The sequence below is a fragment of the Pseudomonas sp. RC4D1 genome, assembly GCF_018390395.1.
In the GTDB taxonomy this organism is placed as follows: Bacteria; Pseudomonadota; Gammaproteobacteria; order Pseudomonadales; family Pseudomonadaceae; genus Aquipseudomonas; species Aquipseudomonas danubii.
The window spans coordinates 653,134-670,849 of sequence record NZ_JAHBAW010000001.1; the positions used below are offsets into that span (position 1 = coordinate 653,134).

The following is a 17,716-nucleotide window of genomic DNA, read 5'->3' on the forward strand; positions in this document are numbered from 1 at the left end:
TCTTATGTTTCCAGAAAGTTTCACCTTTTCCATCGCCGACTGGGTCAACGGCTGGGTCGACTCCCTGGTGACCAATTACGGTGATGTGTTCCGGCACATTTCCGACACCTTGTTGTGGGCCATCGTCAACCTTGAAGGCCTGCTGCGCATGGCGCCCTGGTGGCTGATGCTGGCGATTGTCGGCGGCATTGCCTGGCACTCCACCCGCAAGCTGCTGACCACGGCGGTGATTGTCGGCCTGCTGTTCCTGGTGGGCGCCGTCGGCCTGTGGGACAAGCTGATGCAGACCCTGGCGCTGATGCTGGTGGCGACCGTGATCTCGGTGCTGATCGGCATTCCCCTGGGGATTCTCTCGGCTCGCAGCAACCGCTTGCGTTCGGTATTGATGCCGCTGCTGGACATCATGCAGACCATGCCCAGCTTCGTGTACCTGATCCCGGTGCTGATGCTGTTCGGCCTGGGCAAGGTGCCGGCGATTTTCGCCACGGTGATCTATGCCGCACCGCCGCTGATTCGTCTCACCGACCTGGGCATCCGCCAGGTGGACGGTGAAGTGATGGAGGCGATCAACGCCTTCGGCGCCAACCGCTGGCAACAGCTGTTCGGCGTGCAACTGCCTCTGGCCCTGCCAAGCATCATGGCGGGGATCAACCAGACCACCATGATGGCCCTGTCGATGGTGGTGATCGCCTCGATGATCGGGGCCCGCGGCCTGGGCGAGGATGTGCTGGTGGGAATCCAGACCCTCAACGTCGGGCGCGGCCTGGAAGCGGGGTTGGCGATCGTGATTCTGGCGGTGGTGATCGACCGCATTACCCAGGCCTACGGTCGTCCACGTCATGAGGTGAGCAAATGAGCAGTGCTGCCGTGAGCAAGATCGAAGTCAGGAACGTCTTCAAGATATTCGGCAACCGCCCCTCTGATGCCCTGGCGATGATCCGCCAGGGCCAGAGCAAGGATCAGGTACTGGCCCAGACCGGCTGCGTGGTGGGGGTCAATGATCTGTCCCTGAGCATCGGCACCGGTGAGATCTTCGTCATCATGGGCCTGTCCGGTTCCGGCAAGTCGACCCTGGTGCGCCACTTCAACCGTCTGATCGATCCCACCAGCGGGGCGATCCTGGTGGATGGCGAAGACATCCTGCAATACGACATGGAAGCCCTGCGCCAATTTCGCCGGCACAAGATCAGCATGGTGTTCCAGAGCTTCGGCCTGCTGCCCCACCGCAATGTTCAGGACAACGTCGCCTACGGCCTCAAGGTGCGTGGCGAGAGCAAGTCGCTGTGCGCCGAGCGGGCCCTGCACTGGATCAACACCGTGGGCCTCAAGGGTTACGAGAAGAAGTACCCGCACCAGCTGTCCGGCGGCATGCGCCAACGGGTCGGCCTGGCCCGGGCCCTGGCCGCGGACACCGACATCATCCTCATGGATGAAGCCTTCAGCGCCCTGGACCCGTTGATCCGCGCCGAGATGCAGGACCAGCTGCTGGAGCTGCAGAAGACCCTGCACAAGACCATCGTCTTTATCACCCACGACCTGGACGAGGCGGTACGCATCGGCAACCGCATCGCGATCCTCAAGGACGGCCGCCTGATCCAGGTGGGTACGCCGAAGGAGATCCTGCATTCGCCGGCGGATGAGTACGTCGATCGTTTCGTCCAGCGCCGTGCCGCCACCGTGTAGGAGCCGGCTTGCCGGCCAAAGGTCCGGCAAAGCGGCAGACAACCCAAGGTTTGCAAGAAGAGGTCCCCGATGTCCCAGGCTGAAAAAATCGTTATCGCCGACGCCCCTATGGCTTGGCAGGATGTTGTCGCTGTCGCCCGTCATGGCGCGCAGCTGGCGCTTTCGGCCCAGGCCTGGGCGCGTATCGACAATGCCCAGGCCATCGTCCGCCAGGTGGTGGACAGTGGCGAACGGGCCTATGGCATCAGCACGGGCCTTGGCGCCTTGTGCAACGTGGTGCTGGCCGGTGAGCAACTCAGCCAGCTGTCGCGCAACACCTTGCTCAGCCATGCCTGCGGTGTCGGGCCGGCGCTGGCCGATGAGCAGACCCGGGCGATCCTTTGTGCCGCCATCATCAACTACAGCCATGGTAAATCCGGCATCCACCGGCAAGTGGTCGAGGCGCTGCTGACCCTGCTCAATCGCGGCATCACTCCACAGGTGCCGTCCCAGGGGTCGGTGGGTTATCTGACCCATATGGCCCACATTGGCATCGCCTTGCTTGGCGTCGGTCAGGTCAGCTATCGCGGTCGTGTTGTCAGCGCCGAACAGGCCCTGGCCGAAGAGGGGCTGCAGCCGGTGCAACTGGGGGCCAAGGATGGCCTGTGCCTGGTCAACGGCACGCCGTGCATGACGGGCCTGAGTTGCCTGGCCCTGGCCGATGCCAGTCGCCTGTTGCAGTGGGCCGACGTGATCGGCGCCATGAGCTTCGAAGCCCAGCGGGGCCAGATCGACGCCTTCGATGCCCAGATCATTGCCCTCAAGGCGCACCCCGGCATGCAGGTGGTGGGCAGCAACCTGCGGGCCTTGCTCGATGGCAGTGAAGTCATCGCCGCTAGCCGCGGCATCCGCACCCAGGACGCCTTGAGTATCCGCTCCATTCCCCAGGTACATGGTGCAGCCCGGGATCAACTGGCCCATGCGGTCAAACAGGTGGAAACCGAGCTCAATGGCGCGACCGACAATCCGTTGCTGCTGGGCACCCCGGACCACTACCGGGTGGTGTCCCAGGCCAATCCCCATGGCCAGTCGGTGGCCCTGGCGGCGGATCTGCTGGCCATCGCCATGGCCGAGATCGGCTCCATTGCCGAACGTCGCCTGGACCGCTTGATCAACCCCCATGTCAGCGGCTTGCCGGCGTTCCTGGTGAGCGAGCCCGGGGTCAACTCCGGAATGATGATCGTGCAATACGTAGCGGCTTCGCTGTGTGCGCAGAACCGTCAATTGGCCCAGCCGGCGGTGCTGGACAACTACGTGACTTCGGGCCTGCAGGAGGACCACCTGAGCCTGGGCACCAATGCCGCCCTGAAGCTGCATCAGGTGCTGGAGAACTGCACCCAGATCCTGGCCATCGAATACCTGCTGGCGGCCCAGGCCTTCGAGTTTCTCAAGGAGCAGCGTTTCGGCACCGGCACCGGTATCGCCTGGTGCCTGCTGCGCGAGCGGGTCCCGGCCTATGACCAGGACCGCTGGCTGGCGCCGGACATTGCCAGCGCTGCGGCCCTGCTCAAGGACCCGGAGCTGCTGCACAAACGCTTTTCCAAGGTGCAATGAACCGTTTTTTCCATCACCAGCGTGCCAAGGCGTCACTCGCGCAAAACCGCGAATGACGACGGATAACGGAAGCTTCCGGAGCGACTGGTAGTTATTACAAAACTCTCAAAAGGAGCATGAATGTGACTGCGCTAAACCTGATTCCCGGCCAACTGACCCTGGCCCAACTGCGGGCCATCTATCAGCAGCCGCTGACCCTGACCCTGGACGACAGCGCCTCGGCGCAGATCGACGCCAGCGTCGCTTGTGTCGAGCAGATTCTCGCCGAGAACCGCACCGCCTACGGGATCAACACCGGTTTTGGCCTGCTGGCTTCGACCCGCATCGCCAGCGCCGACCTGGAAAACCTCCAGCGCTCCCTGGTGCTGTCCCATGCCGCTGGCGTGGGCGAGCCCATCAGCGACGATCTGGTGCGCCTGATCATGGTGCTCAAGGTCAACAGCCTGAGCCGCGGTTTCTCCGGCATCCGCCGTCAGGTGATCGATGCCCTGATCGCCCTGATCAACGCCGAGGTCTATCCGCATATCCCGCTCAAGGGCTCGGTGGGCGCTTCCGGCGACCTGGCGCCTTTGGCCCACATGTCCCTGGTGCTGTTGGGTGAGGGCAAGGCGCGCTACAAGGGCCAGTGGCTGGAAGCGACCGCGGCCCTGGAAGTTGCCGGCCTCAAGCCGCTGACCCTGGCCGCGAAGGAAGGCCTGGCGCTGCTCAACGGCACCCAGGTGTCCACCGCGTTCGCCTTGCGCGGGCTGTTCGAAGGTGAAGACCTGTTTGCCGGTGCTCTGGTGTGCGGCGGCCTGACGGTGGAAGCGGTGCTGGGTTCGCGCTCGCCGTTCGACCCACGGATTCACGCCGCTCGCGGTCAGCGCGGGCAGATTGACACCGCTGCCGCTTATCGCGCCTTGCTGGGGGACAGCACCGAGGTGTCCGCCTCGCACCAGAACTGCGACAAGGTCCAGGACCCGTACTCCCTGCGTTGCCAGCCGCAAGTGATGGGCGCCTGCTTGACTCAGTTCCGCCAGGCGGCCGAAGTGCTGGTGGTCGAAGCCAACGCGGTGTCCGATAACCCACTGGTGTTCGCTGCCGAAGGCGATGTGATTTCCGGTGGCAACTTCCACGCCGAACCCGTGGCCATGGCGGCCGACAACATGGCCCTGGCCATCGCCGAGATCGCGTCCCTGAGCGAGCGCCGTATCTCGCTGATGATGGACAAGCACATGTCCCAGCTGCCGCCGTTCCTGGTGGCCAATGGTGGGGTCAACTCCGGCTTCATGATCGCCCAGGTGACCGCTGCGGCCCTGGCCAGCGAGAACAAGGCCCTGGCCCACCCGCACTCGGTGGACAGCATTCCCACTTCCGCCAACCAGGAAGACCACGTTTCCATGGCGCCGGCCGCCGGCAAGCGCCTGTGGGAAATGGCCGAGAACACCCGCGGTGTGCTGGCCGTGGAATGGCTGGCGGCCTGTCAGGGCCTGGACTTGCGCGAAGGCCTGAAAACCTCGCCGACCCTGGAAAAAGCCCGCGCCACCCTGCGCGAGAAGGTGGCGTACTACGAGAAGGACCGTTTCTTTGCACCGGATATCAACGCGGCCAGCGAGTTGTTGGCTTCGCGGTGCCTGAATGGGCTGCTGCCAGCCCAGTTGTTGCCGAGCCTGTAATGCACGCCGGGCCGCCAGATCACTCCGCGCTCGGCCGAGAGCGGTGGCCCGATTGGGTTCGCTTCACCTGCAAGACGGGCGCGGAGCGTCCGCTTCTGCCGCCCCGCGCTCCGGCGCGGGGCGCACTTGTCCGATAACAATAAAAGGGACGATGACATGCAATCGCAAGAAACAGGATTACGTCGGGGGCTGACGGCCCGCCACATTCGCTTCATGGCCCTGGGGTCGGCCATTGGCACCGGATTGTTCTATGGCTCGGCCTCCGCCATCCAGATGGCCGGCCCGGCGGTGCTGCTGGCCTACTTGATTGGTGGTGCAGCGGTGTTCATGGTGATGCGCGCCCTGGGGGAGATGGCCGTACACAACCCGGTGTCCGGCTCCTTCGGGCAGTACGCCAGCCAGTACCTGGGGCCCTTGCCGGGCTTTATCCTGGGCTGGACCTACGCGTTCGAGATGCTGATTGTCTGTCTGGCGGACGTCACCGCCTTTGGCATCTATATGGGCTTCTGGTTTCCCGAGGTGGCGCGCTGGATCTGGGTGCTGGGCATCGTCCTGCTCATCGGCGGGTTGAACCTGTGCAGCGTCAAGGTTTTCGGCGAGATGGAGTTCTGGCTGTCGCTGCTCAAGGTCGGGGCGATTATCGCCATGATCCTCGGTGGTTTCGGCATCATGCTGTTCGGTATCGGCAGCGCGGCCACCGAGCAGGCCACTGGCGCCAGCAACCTCTGGGCCCATGGCGGTTTCATGCCCAATGGCATCAGCGGGGTGATCGCTTCCTTTGCGGTGGTGATGTTCGCCTTTGGCGGCATCGAGATCATCGGTGTCACCGCCGGCGAGGCCAAGGACCCGCAGCGGGTCATCCCCAAGGCGATCAACGCGGTGCCGCTGCGCATCCTGCTGTTCTATGTGCTGACCCTGTTCGTGCTGATGTCGATTTTCCCCTGGCCGCAGATTGGCACCCAGGGCAGCCCCTTCGTGCAGATCTTCGACAGCCTGGGCATCAGCTCGGCGGCCACCATCCTTAATATCGTGGTGATTTCGGCGGCGGTGTCGGCGATCAACAGCGATATCTTTGGTGCTGGGCGCATGATGTACGGCCTGGCCCAGCAAGGGCAGGCGCCCAAGGGCTTTGCCCAGATTTCCAAGGCCGGCGTGCCGTGGATGACCGTGGTGGTGATGGCCGTGACGCTGTTGGGTGGGGTGGTGCTGAACTACCTGATCCCGGAAAACATCTTCCTGCTGATCGCTTCCCTGGCCACCTTCGCCACGGTTTGGGTGTGGCTGATGATTCTGTTGACCCATGTGGCCATGCGCCGCTCCATGACCGCCGAGCAAGTGGCCCGGTTGCAGTTCAAGGTGCCGTTCTGGCCTTGGGCGCCGGCAGCGGCGATTGCCTTCATGCTGTTCATCTTCGGCGTGTTGGGCTATTTCCCGAAAACTCAAGCGGCGCTGATGGTGGGCGTGGTGTGGATCATTCTGCTGGTGGTGGCCTATATGCTGTGGGTCAAGCCGGCGGCGGGGCAGGCTCAGCAGATCCGCGTCGACTCTTCTTTACCTACTGATCATTAACGGAGGCCCTGGATGAAAACTCTTTGGCAACACTGCAACGTCGCCAGCATGGCCCAAGGCACCTACTCGATCATCGAGGACGCGGCCATCGTGACGTCAGGGGCGCACATCGAGTGGATCGGCCGGCGCCAGCAGGCGCCGGTCGCCGATGACCACCAGGTCCAGGACTTGGCGGGCGCCTGGGTGACTCCGGGCCTGATCGATTGCCACACCCATACGGTGTTCGGCGGCAACCGCAGTGGCGAGTTCGAGCAGCGCCTGCAGGGCGTGAGCTATGCCGAGATCGCCGCAGCCGGTGGCGGTATCGCCAGCACCGTGCGGGCGACCCGCGCGGCCACTGAAGAGGAGCTGTTCGTCAGCGCCCGCAAGCGTCTGCTGAGCCTGTTGCGCGACGGTGTCACCAGCGTCGAAATCAAGTCCGGCTACGGCCTGGACCTGGCCAGCGAGCGCAAGATGCTGCGGGTGATCCGCCGTCTTGGCGAGGAGTTGCCGGTCAGTGTGCGCAGCACCTGCCTGGCGGCTCACGCTCTGCCGCCGGAATATGCCGAGCGCAGCGACGACTACATCGAGCATATCTGCAGCGAGATGCTCCCGGCCCTGGCGGCCGAAGGGCTGGTGGATGCGGTGGATGCCTTCTGTGAGTACCTGGCGTTCTCCCCGGCGCAGGTGGAGCGGGTATTCATTGCCGCGCAGAAGCTCGGCCTACCGGTGAAACTGCATGCCGAACAATTGTCGTCCCTGCATGGCTCGAGCCTGGCAGCGCGCTACCGGGCGCTGTCTGCCGATCACCTGGAGTTCATGACCGAGGACGATGCCATGGCCATGGCGGCTTCGGGAACCGTGGCGGTGCTGTTGCCGGGGGCTTTCTATTTCCTCCGGGAAACCCAGTTGCCGCCGATGGAAGCCCTGCGCAAGCACGGGGTGAAGATTGCCGTGGCCAGCGACCTCAATCCCGGGACTTCGCCGGCGTTGTCGCTGCGCCTGATGCTGAACATGGCCTGCACCTGTTTGCGGTTGACGCCGGAAGAGGCGTTGGCCGGGGTCACCCTGCACGCGGCCCAGGCCCTGGGCATGGAGCAGACCCATGGTTCACTGGAGGTGGGTAAGGTGGCGGACTTTGTCGCCTGGCAGATCGATCGTCCCGCCGACCTGGCCTACTGGCTGGGCGGCGACCTGGAAAAACGCGTCGTGCGACACGGCGTTGAAGTGACTGTTTAGGAGACAGGTTGTGGATAAGGTTCTGACATTCAAACAAGGCCGGGTGCCCCTGCTGATCAGCATGCCCCACGCCGGTACGCGCTTGACCCCGGCAGTGATGGCCGGGCTGGTTCCACAGGCGCAAAGCCTGCCGGACACCGACTGGCATATTCCGCGGCTGTATCAGTTCGCCGAGGAGCTGGGAGCCAGCACCCTGGCGGCCGAATACTCGCGTTTCGTCATCGACCTGAACCGGCCGTCTGACGACAAGCCGCTGTACGTCGGTGCTACCACCGGCTTGTACCCGGCGACGCTGTTCGATGGCGAGCCGTTGTTCGTTGAAGGGCAGGCGCCGTCCAAAGAAGAGCGGCAACAGTACCTGGAGCAGGTCTGGGGGCCCTATCACCGCACCCTGCAGGAGGAGCTGGCGCGGCTCAAGGCCGAGTTCGGCTATGCCTTGCTGTTCGATGCCCACTCCATTCGTTCGCTGATCCCTCATCTGTTCGAGGGCAAGCTGCCGGACTTCAACCTCGGCACCTTCAACGGCGCCAGCTGCGATCCGCAACTGGCCGGCCGTCTGGAGAGCATCTGCGCCGCCCACGGCGATTACACTCATGTGCTCAATGGTCGTTTCAAGGGCGGTCATATCACCCGGCATTACGGCAACCCGGCCGAGCACATTCATGCGGTGCAACTGGAACTGGCGCAGAGCGCCTATATGGAGGAGTTCGAGCCATTCCGCTATCGCGAGGACCTGGCGGCCCCGACCCAGGTGGTGCTCAAGGCATTGCTGCAGGGGCTGCTGGCCTGGGGGCAGGAGCGTTACCGCTGACATTGCTTGCGCCTGCAAGCTGGCTCCTATCGCGGATGCACGCCTTTATGTAGGGGCGAGCTTGCTCGCCAAGCGCGCTGCGCAACTCGTTGCAATCCCTTGAACAACCCTGTTTTCTTCAAGGACATGCTGATTGCGTAATTCGGGTTTATGATGCCAAACGGCAGCATAAATGAAGTCCCCAGCAGGGATGAACCCGACCTCCACGGAGCGCGTAATGCAGACTTTGTACCCGCAGATCAAACCCTATGCCCGGCACGATCTGGCCGTCGACAAGCCCCATGTGCTGTATGTCGACGAAAGTGGTTCACCGGAAGGTTTGCCGGTGGTGTTCATTCACGGTGGCCCGGGGGCGGGCTGTGATGGGGCGAGTCGCTGCTATTTCGACCCGAACCTGTACCGCATCGTCACCTTCGACCAGCGCGGTTGCGGGCGTTCCACCCCCCACGCGAGCCTGGAGAACAACACCACCTGGGACCTGGTGGCGGACCTGGAGCGGATTCGCCAGCACCTGGGCATCGACAAATGGGTGCTGTTCGGTGGCTCCTGGGGGTCGACCCTGGCCCTGGCCTATGCCCAGGCCCACCCGGATCGGGTGCTGGGCCTGATCGTGCGGGGCGTCTTCCTGGCCCGTCCCCAGGAAATCCAGTGGTACTACCAGTGTGGCGCCAGCCGCCTGTTTCCAGATTACTGGCAGGACTACGTGGCACCGATTCCCCTGGAGGAGCGTCATGACCTGGTCAGCGCCTTCCACAAGCGCCTGACCGGCAATGACCAGATCGCCCAGATGCATGCCGCCAAGGCCTGGTCGGGTTGGGAAGGGCGCACCGCGACCCTGCGTCCGAACCCGCTGGTGGTGGATCGCTTCTCCGAGCCACAGCGGGCGCTGTCGATTGCCCGGATCGAATGCCATTACTTCATCAACAACGCGTTCCTCGAACCGGACCAGTTGATCCGCGACATGGGCAAGATTGCCCATCTGCCCGGGGTCATCATCCACGGTCGCTACGACGTGATCTGCCCCCTGGACAACGCCTGGGAGCTGCATCAGGCCTGGCCCAACAGCGAGCTGCAGGTGATACGCGACGCCGGTCACGCCGCCTCGGAACCGGGCATTACCGACGCTCTGGTACGCGCCACTGATCAGATGGCGCGCCGCCTGCTTGACCTGCCGCCCGAAGAAGCATGAAGGGCCTGTTGCAGCGCGTGCGCGGCGCGCGGGTGGAAGTGGCCGGGGAAATAGTCGGTGCGGTGGACCAGGGCTTGCTGGTGCTGGTGGCGGTAGAGCCCGAGGACACTCGGGCCAGCGCCGACAAACTCCTGCACAAGCTGCTTAACTATCGGGTGTTCAGCGATGCTGAGGGCAAGATGAACCTGTCCCTGGCGGATGTGCAGGGCGGGCTGCTGCTGGTGTCGCAGTTCACCTTGGCGGCAGACACCAAGAGCGGGTTGCGCCCAAGCTTTTCCACGGCTGCACCACCGGCCCTTGGCGAAGAGCTTTTTGATTACCTGATAGCGAAGGCGCAACAGTTGCATGGCAAAGTGGCATCAGGGTGTTTTGGCGCGGACATGCAGGTGCATCTGGTCAACGATGGCCCGGTAACCTTCCTGTTACAGACCTGAAAACGCCTGAAACAGCTTTTTCCGCCGATTTGAGCCGGAAACTGCTGTTTTTCACGATAAATACTTTGTTACCCCTGATGCGTTGTAACGCGGGCTACTAGATAATCGCGCGCTACGGGGATCAGCGTTCGTTGGTCCATTTTGACTTTAGTAGAGACTTGTCCACGGCCGTTTGGGGAATCATTTAGCCCCATCGGAGTCGGAACAATGCTCGCCAACCTGGCATATAGATAGCTGGCCGTTGGTTCTTTGATCTGTTTTCGGCGAGGGTTGCTCGTGATTGTTAGTCCCTGTAATGCACCAAACTTGTTTGCCAAACGGTTACGAAACGCACTGGTGACGGGCTCTGCGCTGGTCTGCCTGTTCGGCGCCGGTCAACTCATGGCATTCAACCTGGATGATGTGTCGGCCAAGGCCAAAGACTTGGCCGGGCAGAAGTATGAGGCCCCGCGCAGTAACCTGCCGAACGAGTTCCGTGAGATGAAGTTCGCGGACTACCAGAAAATCCGCTTCCTCAGCGAAAAAGCCGAATGGGCCAATCAGAAGACCCCGTTCAAGCTGTCGTTCTATCACCAGGGCATGCACTTCGACACGCCGGTGAAGATCAACGAGATCAGCGCCAACACTGTTTCCGAGATCAAGTACGACCCGAGTCGCTTCGATTTCGGCGACGTCAAGTTTGATCCCAAGGCCACCGAAAAGCTCGGCTATGCCGGTTTCCGTGTGCTGTACCCGATCAACAAGGCTGACAAGCAAGACGAAATCATGACCATGCTGGGCGCGAGCTACTTCCGCGTCATTGGCAAAGGCCACACTTATGGCCTGTCCGCTCGTGGTCTGGCGATCGACACCGCCCTGCCGTCCGGCGAAGAGTTTCCGCGTTTCAGCGAGTTCTGGATCCAGCAGCCCAAGCCAACCGACAAGCACCTGGTGATCTACGCCCTGCTGGACTCGCCACGGGCCACTGGCGCCTACCGCCTGACCCTGCGTCCGGGCGCCGACACCGTCGTCGACGTCAAGGCTCGGGTGTTCCTGCGTGACAAGGTGGGCAAGCTGGGCCTGGCCCCGCTGACCAGCATGTACCTGTTCGGCGCCAACCAGCCGTCGAAAGTCCTCAACTACCGCCGCGAGCTGCACGATTCCAGCGGCCTGTCGATCCATGCCGGCAACGGCGAGTGGATCTGGCGTCCTCTGAACAACCCGAAACACTTGGCCGTGAGCAACTTCTCGGTAGAGAACCCGCGTGGTTTCGGCCTGCTGCAGCGTGGCCGCGACTTCAGCCACTATGAAGACCTCGACGACCGCTACGACAAGCGCCCAAGCGCCTGGATCGAGCCCAAGGGCGACTGGGGCAAAGGCACCGTCGACCTGGTAGAGATCCCGACTGCGGACGAAACCAACGACAACATCGTGGCCTTCTGGAGCCCGGAAAAGCAGCCTGAACCGGGCCAGCCGCTGGACTTCGCCTACCGTATGCACTGGACCATCGACGAAGCCGCCCTGCATTCGCCTGACAGCGCCTGGGTGCAGCAGACCCTGCGCTCCACCGGTGACGTCAAGCAATCCAACCTGATTCGTCAACCCGATGGCAGCGTTGCCTACCTGGTGGACTTCCAGGGCCCATCCCTGGCGGCATTGCCGGAAAACGCCGAAGTGCGCAGCCAGGTCAGTGTTGGCGACAACGCCGAGCTGGTGGAAAACAGCGTTCGCTACAACCCGGAAACCAAAGGCTGGCGCCTGACTCTGCGGATGAAGATCAAGGATGCGAGCAAGGCCACCGAGATGCGGGCCGCGCTGGTGCGCAACATCCCGGTAGCCGAGCCGGCCAAGGCCTCGACGCCAAACTCCAACTCCTCCGTTGCCAAGGCCGACAAGATCGCCGCCAAGCAACAGGAGAAGAAGGAGAAGGAAGCCGCTGCGGCAGCGGCCAAGCAGGCTGACGCCAAGCCGGCCAAAGACGCCAAGAACGCCAAGGACCACAAAGACGCCAAGCAGCCTGCTGCCGAGGCGGCCCCAGCCACACCGGAACCGGTTAAAACTGAACAAGTCCTGACCGAGACCTGGAGCTATCAGTTGCCTGCCGATGAGTAACTCTCAACTACAGCCAGAGACTCTTGCCGAGTACCTGGCGCACTTGCCGATGTCGGATGCGCAGCGCGCGGAGCTCGCGGGCTGCCAGTCCTTCAGCGAACTGCACCAACGTCTGTCGTCAACGACCTTCGACGCTCCAACCGATGCCGCCCAGGTATCGGTGGGCCAGCGTCTGTCCCTGAGCACCGCCGCGGAACTCGAAGAAGCGGAGATGCTTGCGGTCGACGCCGAAGGTCGGGTCTGCCTCAAGGCCACGCCGCCGATCCGCCGCACCAAGGTGGTACCGGAGCCGTGGCGCACCAATATTCTGGTGCGCGGCTGGCGGCGCCTGACCGGGCGCACCAACCCGCCGGCGCCGAAGAAGGATGAGCGTGTGCTGCCGGCTGCCCGCTGGCGCACCGTGGGTTCGATCCGCCGCTACATCCTGCTGGTGCTGATGCTCGGCCAGACCATCGTCGCCGGCTGGTACATGAAAGGCATCATGCCGTATCAGGGCTGGTCCTTCGTCGACCTGGAAGAGGTGATGCACCAGCCGCTGATGCAGACCGCGCAGCAAGTGCTGCCCTATGCTCTGCAGACCAGCATCCTGATCCTCTTCGGCATCCTGTTCTGCTGGGTGTCGGCGGGTTTCTGGACTGCGTTGATGGGCTTCCTGGAGCTGTTGACCGGTCACGACAAGTACCGCATTTCCGGGGCCAGCGCCGGCAACGAGCCGATTCCCAAGGACGCGCGTACCGCACTGGTGATGCCGATCTGCAACGAAGACGTGCCGCGGGTGTTTGCCGGCCTGCGCGCCACCTTCGAGTCGGTGGCGGCTACTGGCGATCTGGATCGCTTCGACTTCTTCGTCTTGAGCGACAGCAACGACAGTGATATCTGCGTCGCCGAGCAGCAGGCCTGGCTGGATGTCTGCCGGGAAGCCAAGGGCTTCGGCAAGATCTTCTATCGCCGCCGCCGTCGTCGCGTGAAGCGCAAGAGCGGCAACCTCGACGACTTCTGCCGTCGCTGGGGCGGCGACTACAAGTACATGGTGGTGCTCGACGCCGACAGCGTGATGAGCGGCGAATGCCTGACCAGCCTGGTGCGCCTGATGGAAGCCACGCCGGACGCGGGGATCATCCAGACCGCGCCACGGGCCTCGGGCATGGACACGCTGTATGCGCGCATGCAGCAGTTCGCCACCCGGGTCTATGGTCCGCTGTTCACTGCCGGCCTGCACTTCTGGCAGTTGGGCGAGTCGCACTACTGGGGCCACAACGCGATCATCCGCATGAAGCCGTTCATCGAGCACTGCGCCCTGGCGCCATTGCCCGGTAAAGGTGCCTTCGCCGGTGCGATCCTGTCCCACGACTTCGTTGAAGCCGCGCTGATGCGCCGTGCCGGCTGGGGCGTGTGGATTGCCTACGATCTGCCTGGCAGTTACGAAGAGCTGCCGCCTAACCTGCTGGACGAACTCAAGCGTGACCGGCGCTGGTGCCACGGCAACCTGATGAACTTCCGCCTGTTCCTGGTCAAGGGCATGCACCCGGTGCACCGCGCGGTGTTCCTCACCGGGGTGATGTCCTACCTGTCGGCGCCGTTGTGGTTCTTCTTCCTGGTGCTGTCCACGGCTCTGCTGGCGGTCAATACCCTGATGGAGCCGCAGTACTTCCTTGAACCGCGGCAGCTGTATCCGCTGTGGCCGCAGTGGCACCCGGACAAAGCCATCGCGCTGTTCTCCACGACTATCGTGCTGCTGTTCTTGCCCAAGCTGTTGAGCATCATCCTGATCTGGGCCAAGGGTGCGAAAGAGTTCGGCGGCAAGTTCAAGGTGACCCTGTCGATGCTTCTGGAGATGCTGTTCTCCATGCTGCTGGCGCCGGTGCGGATGATTTTCCACACCCGTTTCGTCCTGGCCGCGTTCCTCGGTTGGGCCGCGACCTGGAACTCGCCACAACGTGACGACGACTCCACGCCATGGAGCGAAGCCGTGCGCCGCCACGGTCCGCAGACCCTGCTGGGCTTCTGCTGGGCCTTGCTGGTGATCTGGCTGAACCCCAGCTTCCTCTGGTGGCTGGTGCCGATTGTCGGTTCGCTGATGCTGTCGATCCCGGTGTCGGTGATCTCCAGTCGTGTCGGTCTGGGCCTGAAGTCCCGTGACGAGAGCCTGTTCCTGATTCCCGAGGAATACGCTCCGCCCCAGGCGCTGCTGGCCACTGACCAGTACACCCACGAGAACCGCTGGCATGCGCTCAACGACGGCTTTATCCGCGCCGTTGTCGACCCGCAGCAGAACGCTCTGGCCTGTGCTCTGGCCACCTCCCGTCACACCCAGGCCGAGCCGATCGAGTGGCTGCGCCAGGAGCGGGTGCGCCATGCCCTGAAAGTCGGCCCGGCGGCCTTGAACAACAGCGAGCGCCTGGCGCTGTTGAGCGATCCGGTGGCCCTGGGACGCTTGCACCAGCAAGTCTGGAGCGAGGACCACAGCGATTGGCTGGATGCCTGGCGCCAGTCGGTTGATGCTGATCCCCATGCGCCGCTGCTGCCGTTGCAGCCGCTGATGGCGGCGCCGCAACCGGCCTGAAGCCAACGCCCTTGAGCCTCCACTCAAGGGCGTTTTGCTTTGCGCGGCCAATAGCCCCGTATCCCCCCTTTGTAACAACAAAAATCCTTGTGCAAACGGCCGAGTGCGTTAGCATCGCTCCCGCAAATTTCTGTGCGTGATCGACAATGGCTTGATATCCGAAGATTTTCATTCCAGGCCCGCCGCGTGCAGACACCACAATAAAATGGCTTCAGGGGACTTGAGATGAAGAAGTATCTTTCGCTGCTGCTGGCAGGCGCCGCCGCCATGCTGGCGGTCACTACCGCCCAGGCCGGCGCCATCGATGACGCGGTCAAGAGCGGTACGCTGAAGGTCGGCATGGACCCGACCTACATGCCGTTCGAGATGACCAACAAGCGTGGCGAAATCATCGGCTTCGAAGTCGACCTGCTCAAGGCCATGGCCAAGTCCATGGGAGTCAAGCTGGAGTTGGTTTCCACTGGCTACGACGGCATTATCCCGGCCCTGCTCACCGACAAGTTCGACATGATCGGCAGCGGCATGACCCTGACCCAGGAACGCAACCTGCGCCTGAACTTCAGCGAGCCCTTCATCGTGGTCGGTCAGACCCTGCTGATTCGCAAAGACCTGGAAGGCACCATCAAGTCCTACAAGGATCTGAACAGCGCCGACTACCGCATCACCTCCAAGCTGGGCACCACTGGGGAAATGGTCGCCAAGAAGCTGATCGCCAAGGCCAAGTACCACGGCTACGACAACGAGCAGGAAGCGGTGCTGGACGTGGTCAACGGCAAGGCCGACGCCTTTATCTACGACGCCCCGTACAACGTGGTGGCGGTGAACAAGGTGGGCAACGGCAAGCTGACGTTCCTCGACAAGCCGTTCACCTACGAGCCTCTGGCCTTTGGCCTGAAGAAGGGTGACTACGACAGCATCAACTTTATCAACAACTTCCTGCACCAGATCCGCGAAGACGGCACCTACGATCGCATCCATGACAAGTGGTTCAAGAGCACCGAGTGGCTCAAGGACATGGAGTAACGCTGCTTGGGCGGTGCGGGTCGTTTCAGTGACCGCGCACCGTTCTCCTTCGCCGGCCAGCCGGCTCCTACGGGGGCATGTGTAGGCGCCGGCTGGCCGGCGAAAGCGTCTGATTTCGCAATACCCACTCCGGAACCTGCACAGCAATGAAACAGAAAAAAGCCCAATGGCCCTGGCACGTATTGACCGTGCTGGTGCTGATCGGCCTGGCCGGCGCCCTCTACTACGCCACCTCGCTGATGTCCTACGAATGGCGCTGGAATCGTGTCCCCCAATACTTCGTTTACCAGGCCGAAGAATCCCAGCGGGCGGCGGAGATCTCCACCGTCGCTGAGGTTGTGCGCCAGGGCGGCAAGGCTCAAGTCACCCTGCGCGGTGACTCGGGTGCCGAGCAGCATCTGAGTGTCGACGAAGGCAGCCTGCAGGTGGCTAGCGGCGATGACGTGGCCGAAGGCGACGTGATTGGCGTGACCCGGCATTGGGCGGCGGGCCCCCTGTTGTGGGGCTTGTGGACCACCTTGTGGCTGTCGGTGGTGTCTGGCGTATTGGGCCTGCTCATCGGCCTTGGCACCGGCCTGTGCCGGCTGTCCAGCAACCCGACCCTGCGCGACCTGTCGACGATTTATGTCGAGCTGGTGCGGGGGACGCCGCTGCTGGTGCAGATCTTCATTTTCTATTTCTTCATCGGCACGGTGCTCAACCTGTCCCGAGAGTTCGCCGGGATCGCCGCGCTGTCGCTGTTTACCGGGGCTTATGTGGCGGAAATCGTCCGTGCCGGGGTGCAGTCCATCACCCGCGGGCAGAACGAAGCGGCCCGCTCCCTGGGGCTCAGCGCCGGCCAGTCGATGCGTCACGTGGTACTGCCTCAGGCGTTCAAGCGAGTGCTGCCGCCCCTGGCCGGGCAGTTCATCAGCCTGGTCAAGGACACTTCGCTGGTGTCGGTGATCGCCATTACCGAGCTGCTCAAGAGCGGCCGGGAAGTCATTACCACCTCGTTCTCGCCGTTCGAGATCCTGTTCTGTGTGGCGGGCCTGTATTTGTTGATCAACCTGCCGCTGTCGAAGATGGCCAGTCGGCTTGAGCGGAGGCTCGCGCAAAGTGATTGAAGTCCGCGATCTGGTAAAAGTCTTCGACACCCGCGGCCAGGTGGTGCGTGCGGTGGATAACGTCACCACCCAGGTGGCCAAGGGCGAAGTGCTGGTGGTGATCGGTCCGTCCGGTTCCGGCAAGTCGACCTTCCTGCGTTGCCTCAATGGCCTGGAAGAGTTCGACTCGGGTTCGGTGAGCATCGACGGCCTGCAACTGGCCGATCCCAAGACCGATGTGAACGCCTATCGCCGGGAAGTCGGCATGGTGTTCCAGCATTTCAACCTGTTCCCCCACATGACCGTGCTGGAAAACCTCTGCCTGGCGCAGAAGGTGGTGCGCAAGCGGGGCAAGCAGGAGCGCGAGGCCAAGGCCCTGGCGTTGCTGGAGAAAGTCGGTATCGCACAGAAGGCCCACGAGTTTCCTTCGCGGCTTTCCGGCGGCCAGCAGCAGCGGGTGGCGATTGCCCGGGCCCTGGCGATGGAGCCCAAGGTCATGCTGTTCGATGAGCCGACCTCGGCCCTGGACCCGGAAATGGTCGGCGAGGTGTTGGATGTGATGAAAACCCTGGCCCTGGAAGGCATGACCATGGTTTGCGTCACTCACGAGATGGGTTTTGCCCGGGAAGTGGCGGATCGGGTGCTGTTTTTCGATCACGGCAAGCTGCTGGAAGATGCGGCGCCGGAGGTGTTCTTCGCTGCGCCGAAAGACCCTCGGGCCCAGGCTTTCCTGCGTCAGGTGCTGTGAGGCTTTCGCTGGCAAGGTGGTTCCTACGGGGGATGTAGGAGCCACTTTGCCGGC

At 63.0% G+C, this 17,716-nt stretch carries 14 protein-coding genes; all 14 read left to right on the top strand.

Annotated features, from left to right (window positions below; genetic code table 11):
* Nucleotides 1–4: 4 nt before the first annotated feature.
* The 14 genes from KHO49_RS03040 (at nt 5) to KHO49_RS03105 (ending at nt 17,662) form a co-directional block, all read left to right on the top strand.
* The gene (locus tag KHO49_RS03040) at nt 5–856 is read left to right on the top strand and encodes an ABC transporter permease (RefSeq protein WP_102862765.1); all 852 of its coding nucleotides are present in this window, start codon (nt 5–7) and stop codon (nt 854–856) included.
* Complete coding sequence (locus KHO49_RS03045; protein WP_110595378.1) at nt 853–1,683, top strand: quaternary amine ABC transporter ATP-binding protein; 831 nt, start codon at nt 853–855, stop codon at nt 1,681–1,683. The genes KHO49_RS03040 and KHO49_RS03045 overlap by 4 nt, the downstream gene beginning before the upstream one ends.
* A gap of 69 nt (nt 1,684–1,752) precedes the next feature.
* Entirely contained in the window at nt 1,753–3,276 is a 1,524-nt protein-coding gene (locus KHO49_RS03050) for an HAL/PAL/TAL family ammonia-lyase (protein WP_213664595.1), read from the top strand.
* 116 nt (nt 3,277–3,392) lie between these two features.
* The gene (hutH, locus tag KHO49_RS03055; protein WP_102862768.1) at nt 3,393–4,931 is read left to right on the top strand and encodes a histidine ammonia-lyase; all 1,539 of its coding nucleotides are present in this window, start codon (nt 3,393–3,395) and stop codon (nt 4,929–4,931) included.
* A gap of 156 nt (nt 4,932–5,087) precedes the next feature.
* Nucleotides 5,088–6,500 (top strand): L-histidine transporter HutT, encoded by a 1,413-nt coding sequence (locus KHO49_RS03060; protein WP_102882103.1) that lies wholly within the window; start codon nt 5,088–5,090, stop codon nt 6,498–6,500.
* A 12-nt stretch (nt 6,501–6,512) separates the two neighbouring features.
* Entirely contained in the window at nt 6,513–7,718 is a 1,206-nt protein-coding gene (gene hutI / locus KHO49_RS03065; RefSeq protein WP_213664596.1) for an imidazolonepropionase, read from the top strand.
* A 10-nt stretch (nt 7,719–7,728) separates the two neighbouring features.
* A complete protein-coding gene (gene hutG / locus KHO49_RS03070) occupies nt 7,729–8,529 on the top strand; it encodes an N-formylglutamate deformylase (RefSeq protein ID WP_102882101.1) in 801 nt (266 codons plus the stop codon).
* Between the two features lie 217 nt (nt 8,530–8,746).
* Nucleotides 8,747–9,718 (top strand): prolyl aminopeptidase, encoded by a 972-nt coding sequence (pip, locus tag KHO49_RS03075; RefSeq protein WP_102862772.1) that lies wholly within the window; start codon nt 8,747–8,749, stop codon nt 9,716–9,718.
* Nucleotides 9,715–10,152 carry a D-aminoacyl-tRNA deacylase gene (dtd, locus tag KHO49_RS03080; protein WP_123391544.1) on the top strand — a complete coding sequence of 146 codons (438 nt, stop codon included), beginning with the start codon at nt 9,715–9,717 and terminating at the stop codon, nt 10,150–10,152. The genes pip and dtd overlap by 4 nt, the downstream gene beginning before the upstream one ends.
* Nucleotides 10,153–10,428: 276 nt before the next feature.
* On the top strand, nt 10,429–12,243 hold the full coding sequence (locus tag KHO49_RS03085; RefSeq protein ID WP_102882204.1) for a glucan biosynthesis protein G: 1,815 nt from the start codon (nt 10,429–10,431) through the stop codon (nt 12,241–12,243).
* Nucleotides 12,236–14,806: a glucans biosynthesis glucosyltransferase MdoH gene (gene mdoH / locus KHO49_RS03090; protein WP_213664597.1), complete on the top strand. Its 2,571-nt coding sequence runs from the start codon at nt 12,236–12,238 to the stop codon at nt 14,804–14,806. The genes KHO49_RS03085 and mdoH overlap by 8 nt, the downstream gene beginning before the upstream one ends.
* Nucleotides 14,807–15,031: 225 nt before the next feature.
* Complete coding sequence (locus tag KHO49_RS03095; RefSeq protein ID WP_213664598.1) at nt 15,032–15,829, top strand: transporter substrate-binding domain-containing protein; 798 nt, start codon at nt 15,032–15,034, stop codon at nt 15,827–15,829.
* Nucleotides 15,830–15,975: 146 nt separating this feature from the next.
* A complete protein-coding gene (locus tag KHO49_RS03100) occupies nt 15,976–16,935 on the top strand; it encodes an amino acid ABC transporter permease (protein ID WP_102862776.1) in 960 nt (319 codons plus the stop codon).
* A complete protein-coding gene (locus tag KHO49_RS03105; RefSeq protein WP_102862777.1) occupies nt 16,928–17,662 on the top strand; it encodes an amino acid ABC transporter ATP-binding protein in 735 nt (244 codons plus the stop codon). The genes KHO49_RS03100 and KHO49_RS03105 overlap by 8 nt, the downstream gene beginning before the upstream one ends.
* Nucleotides 17,663–17,716: the final 54 nt, after the last annotated feature.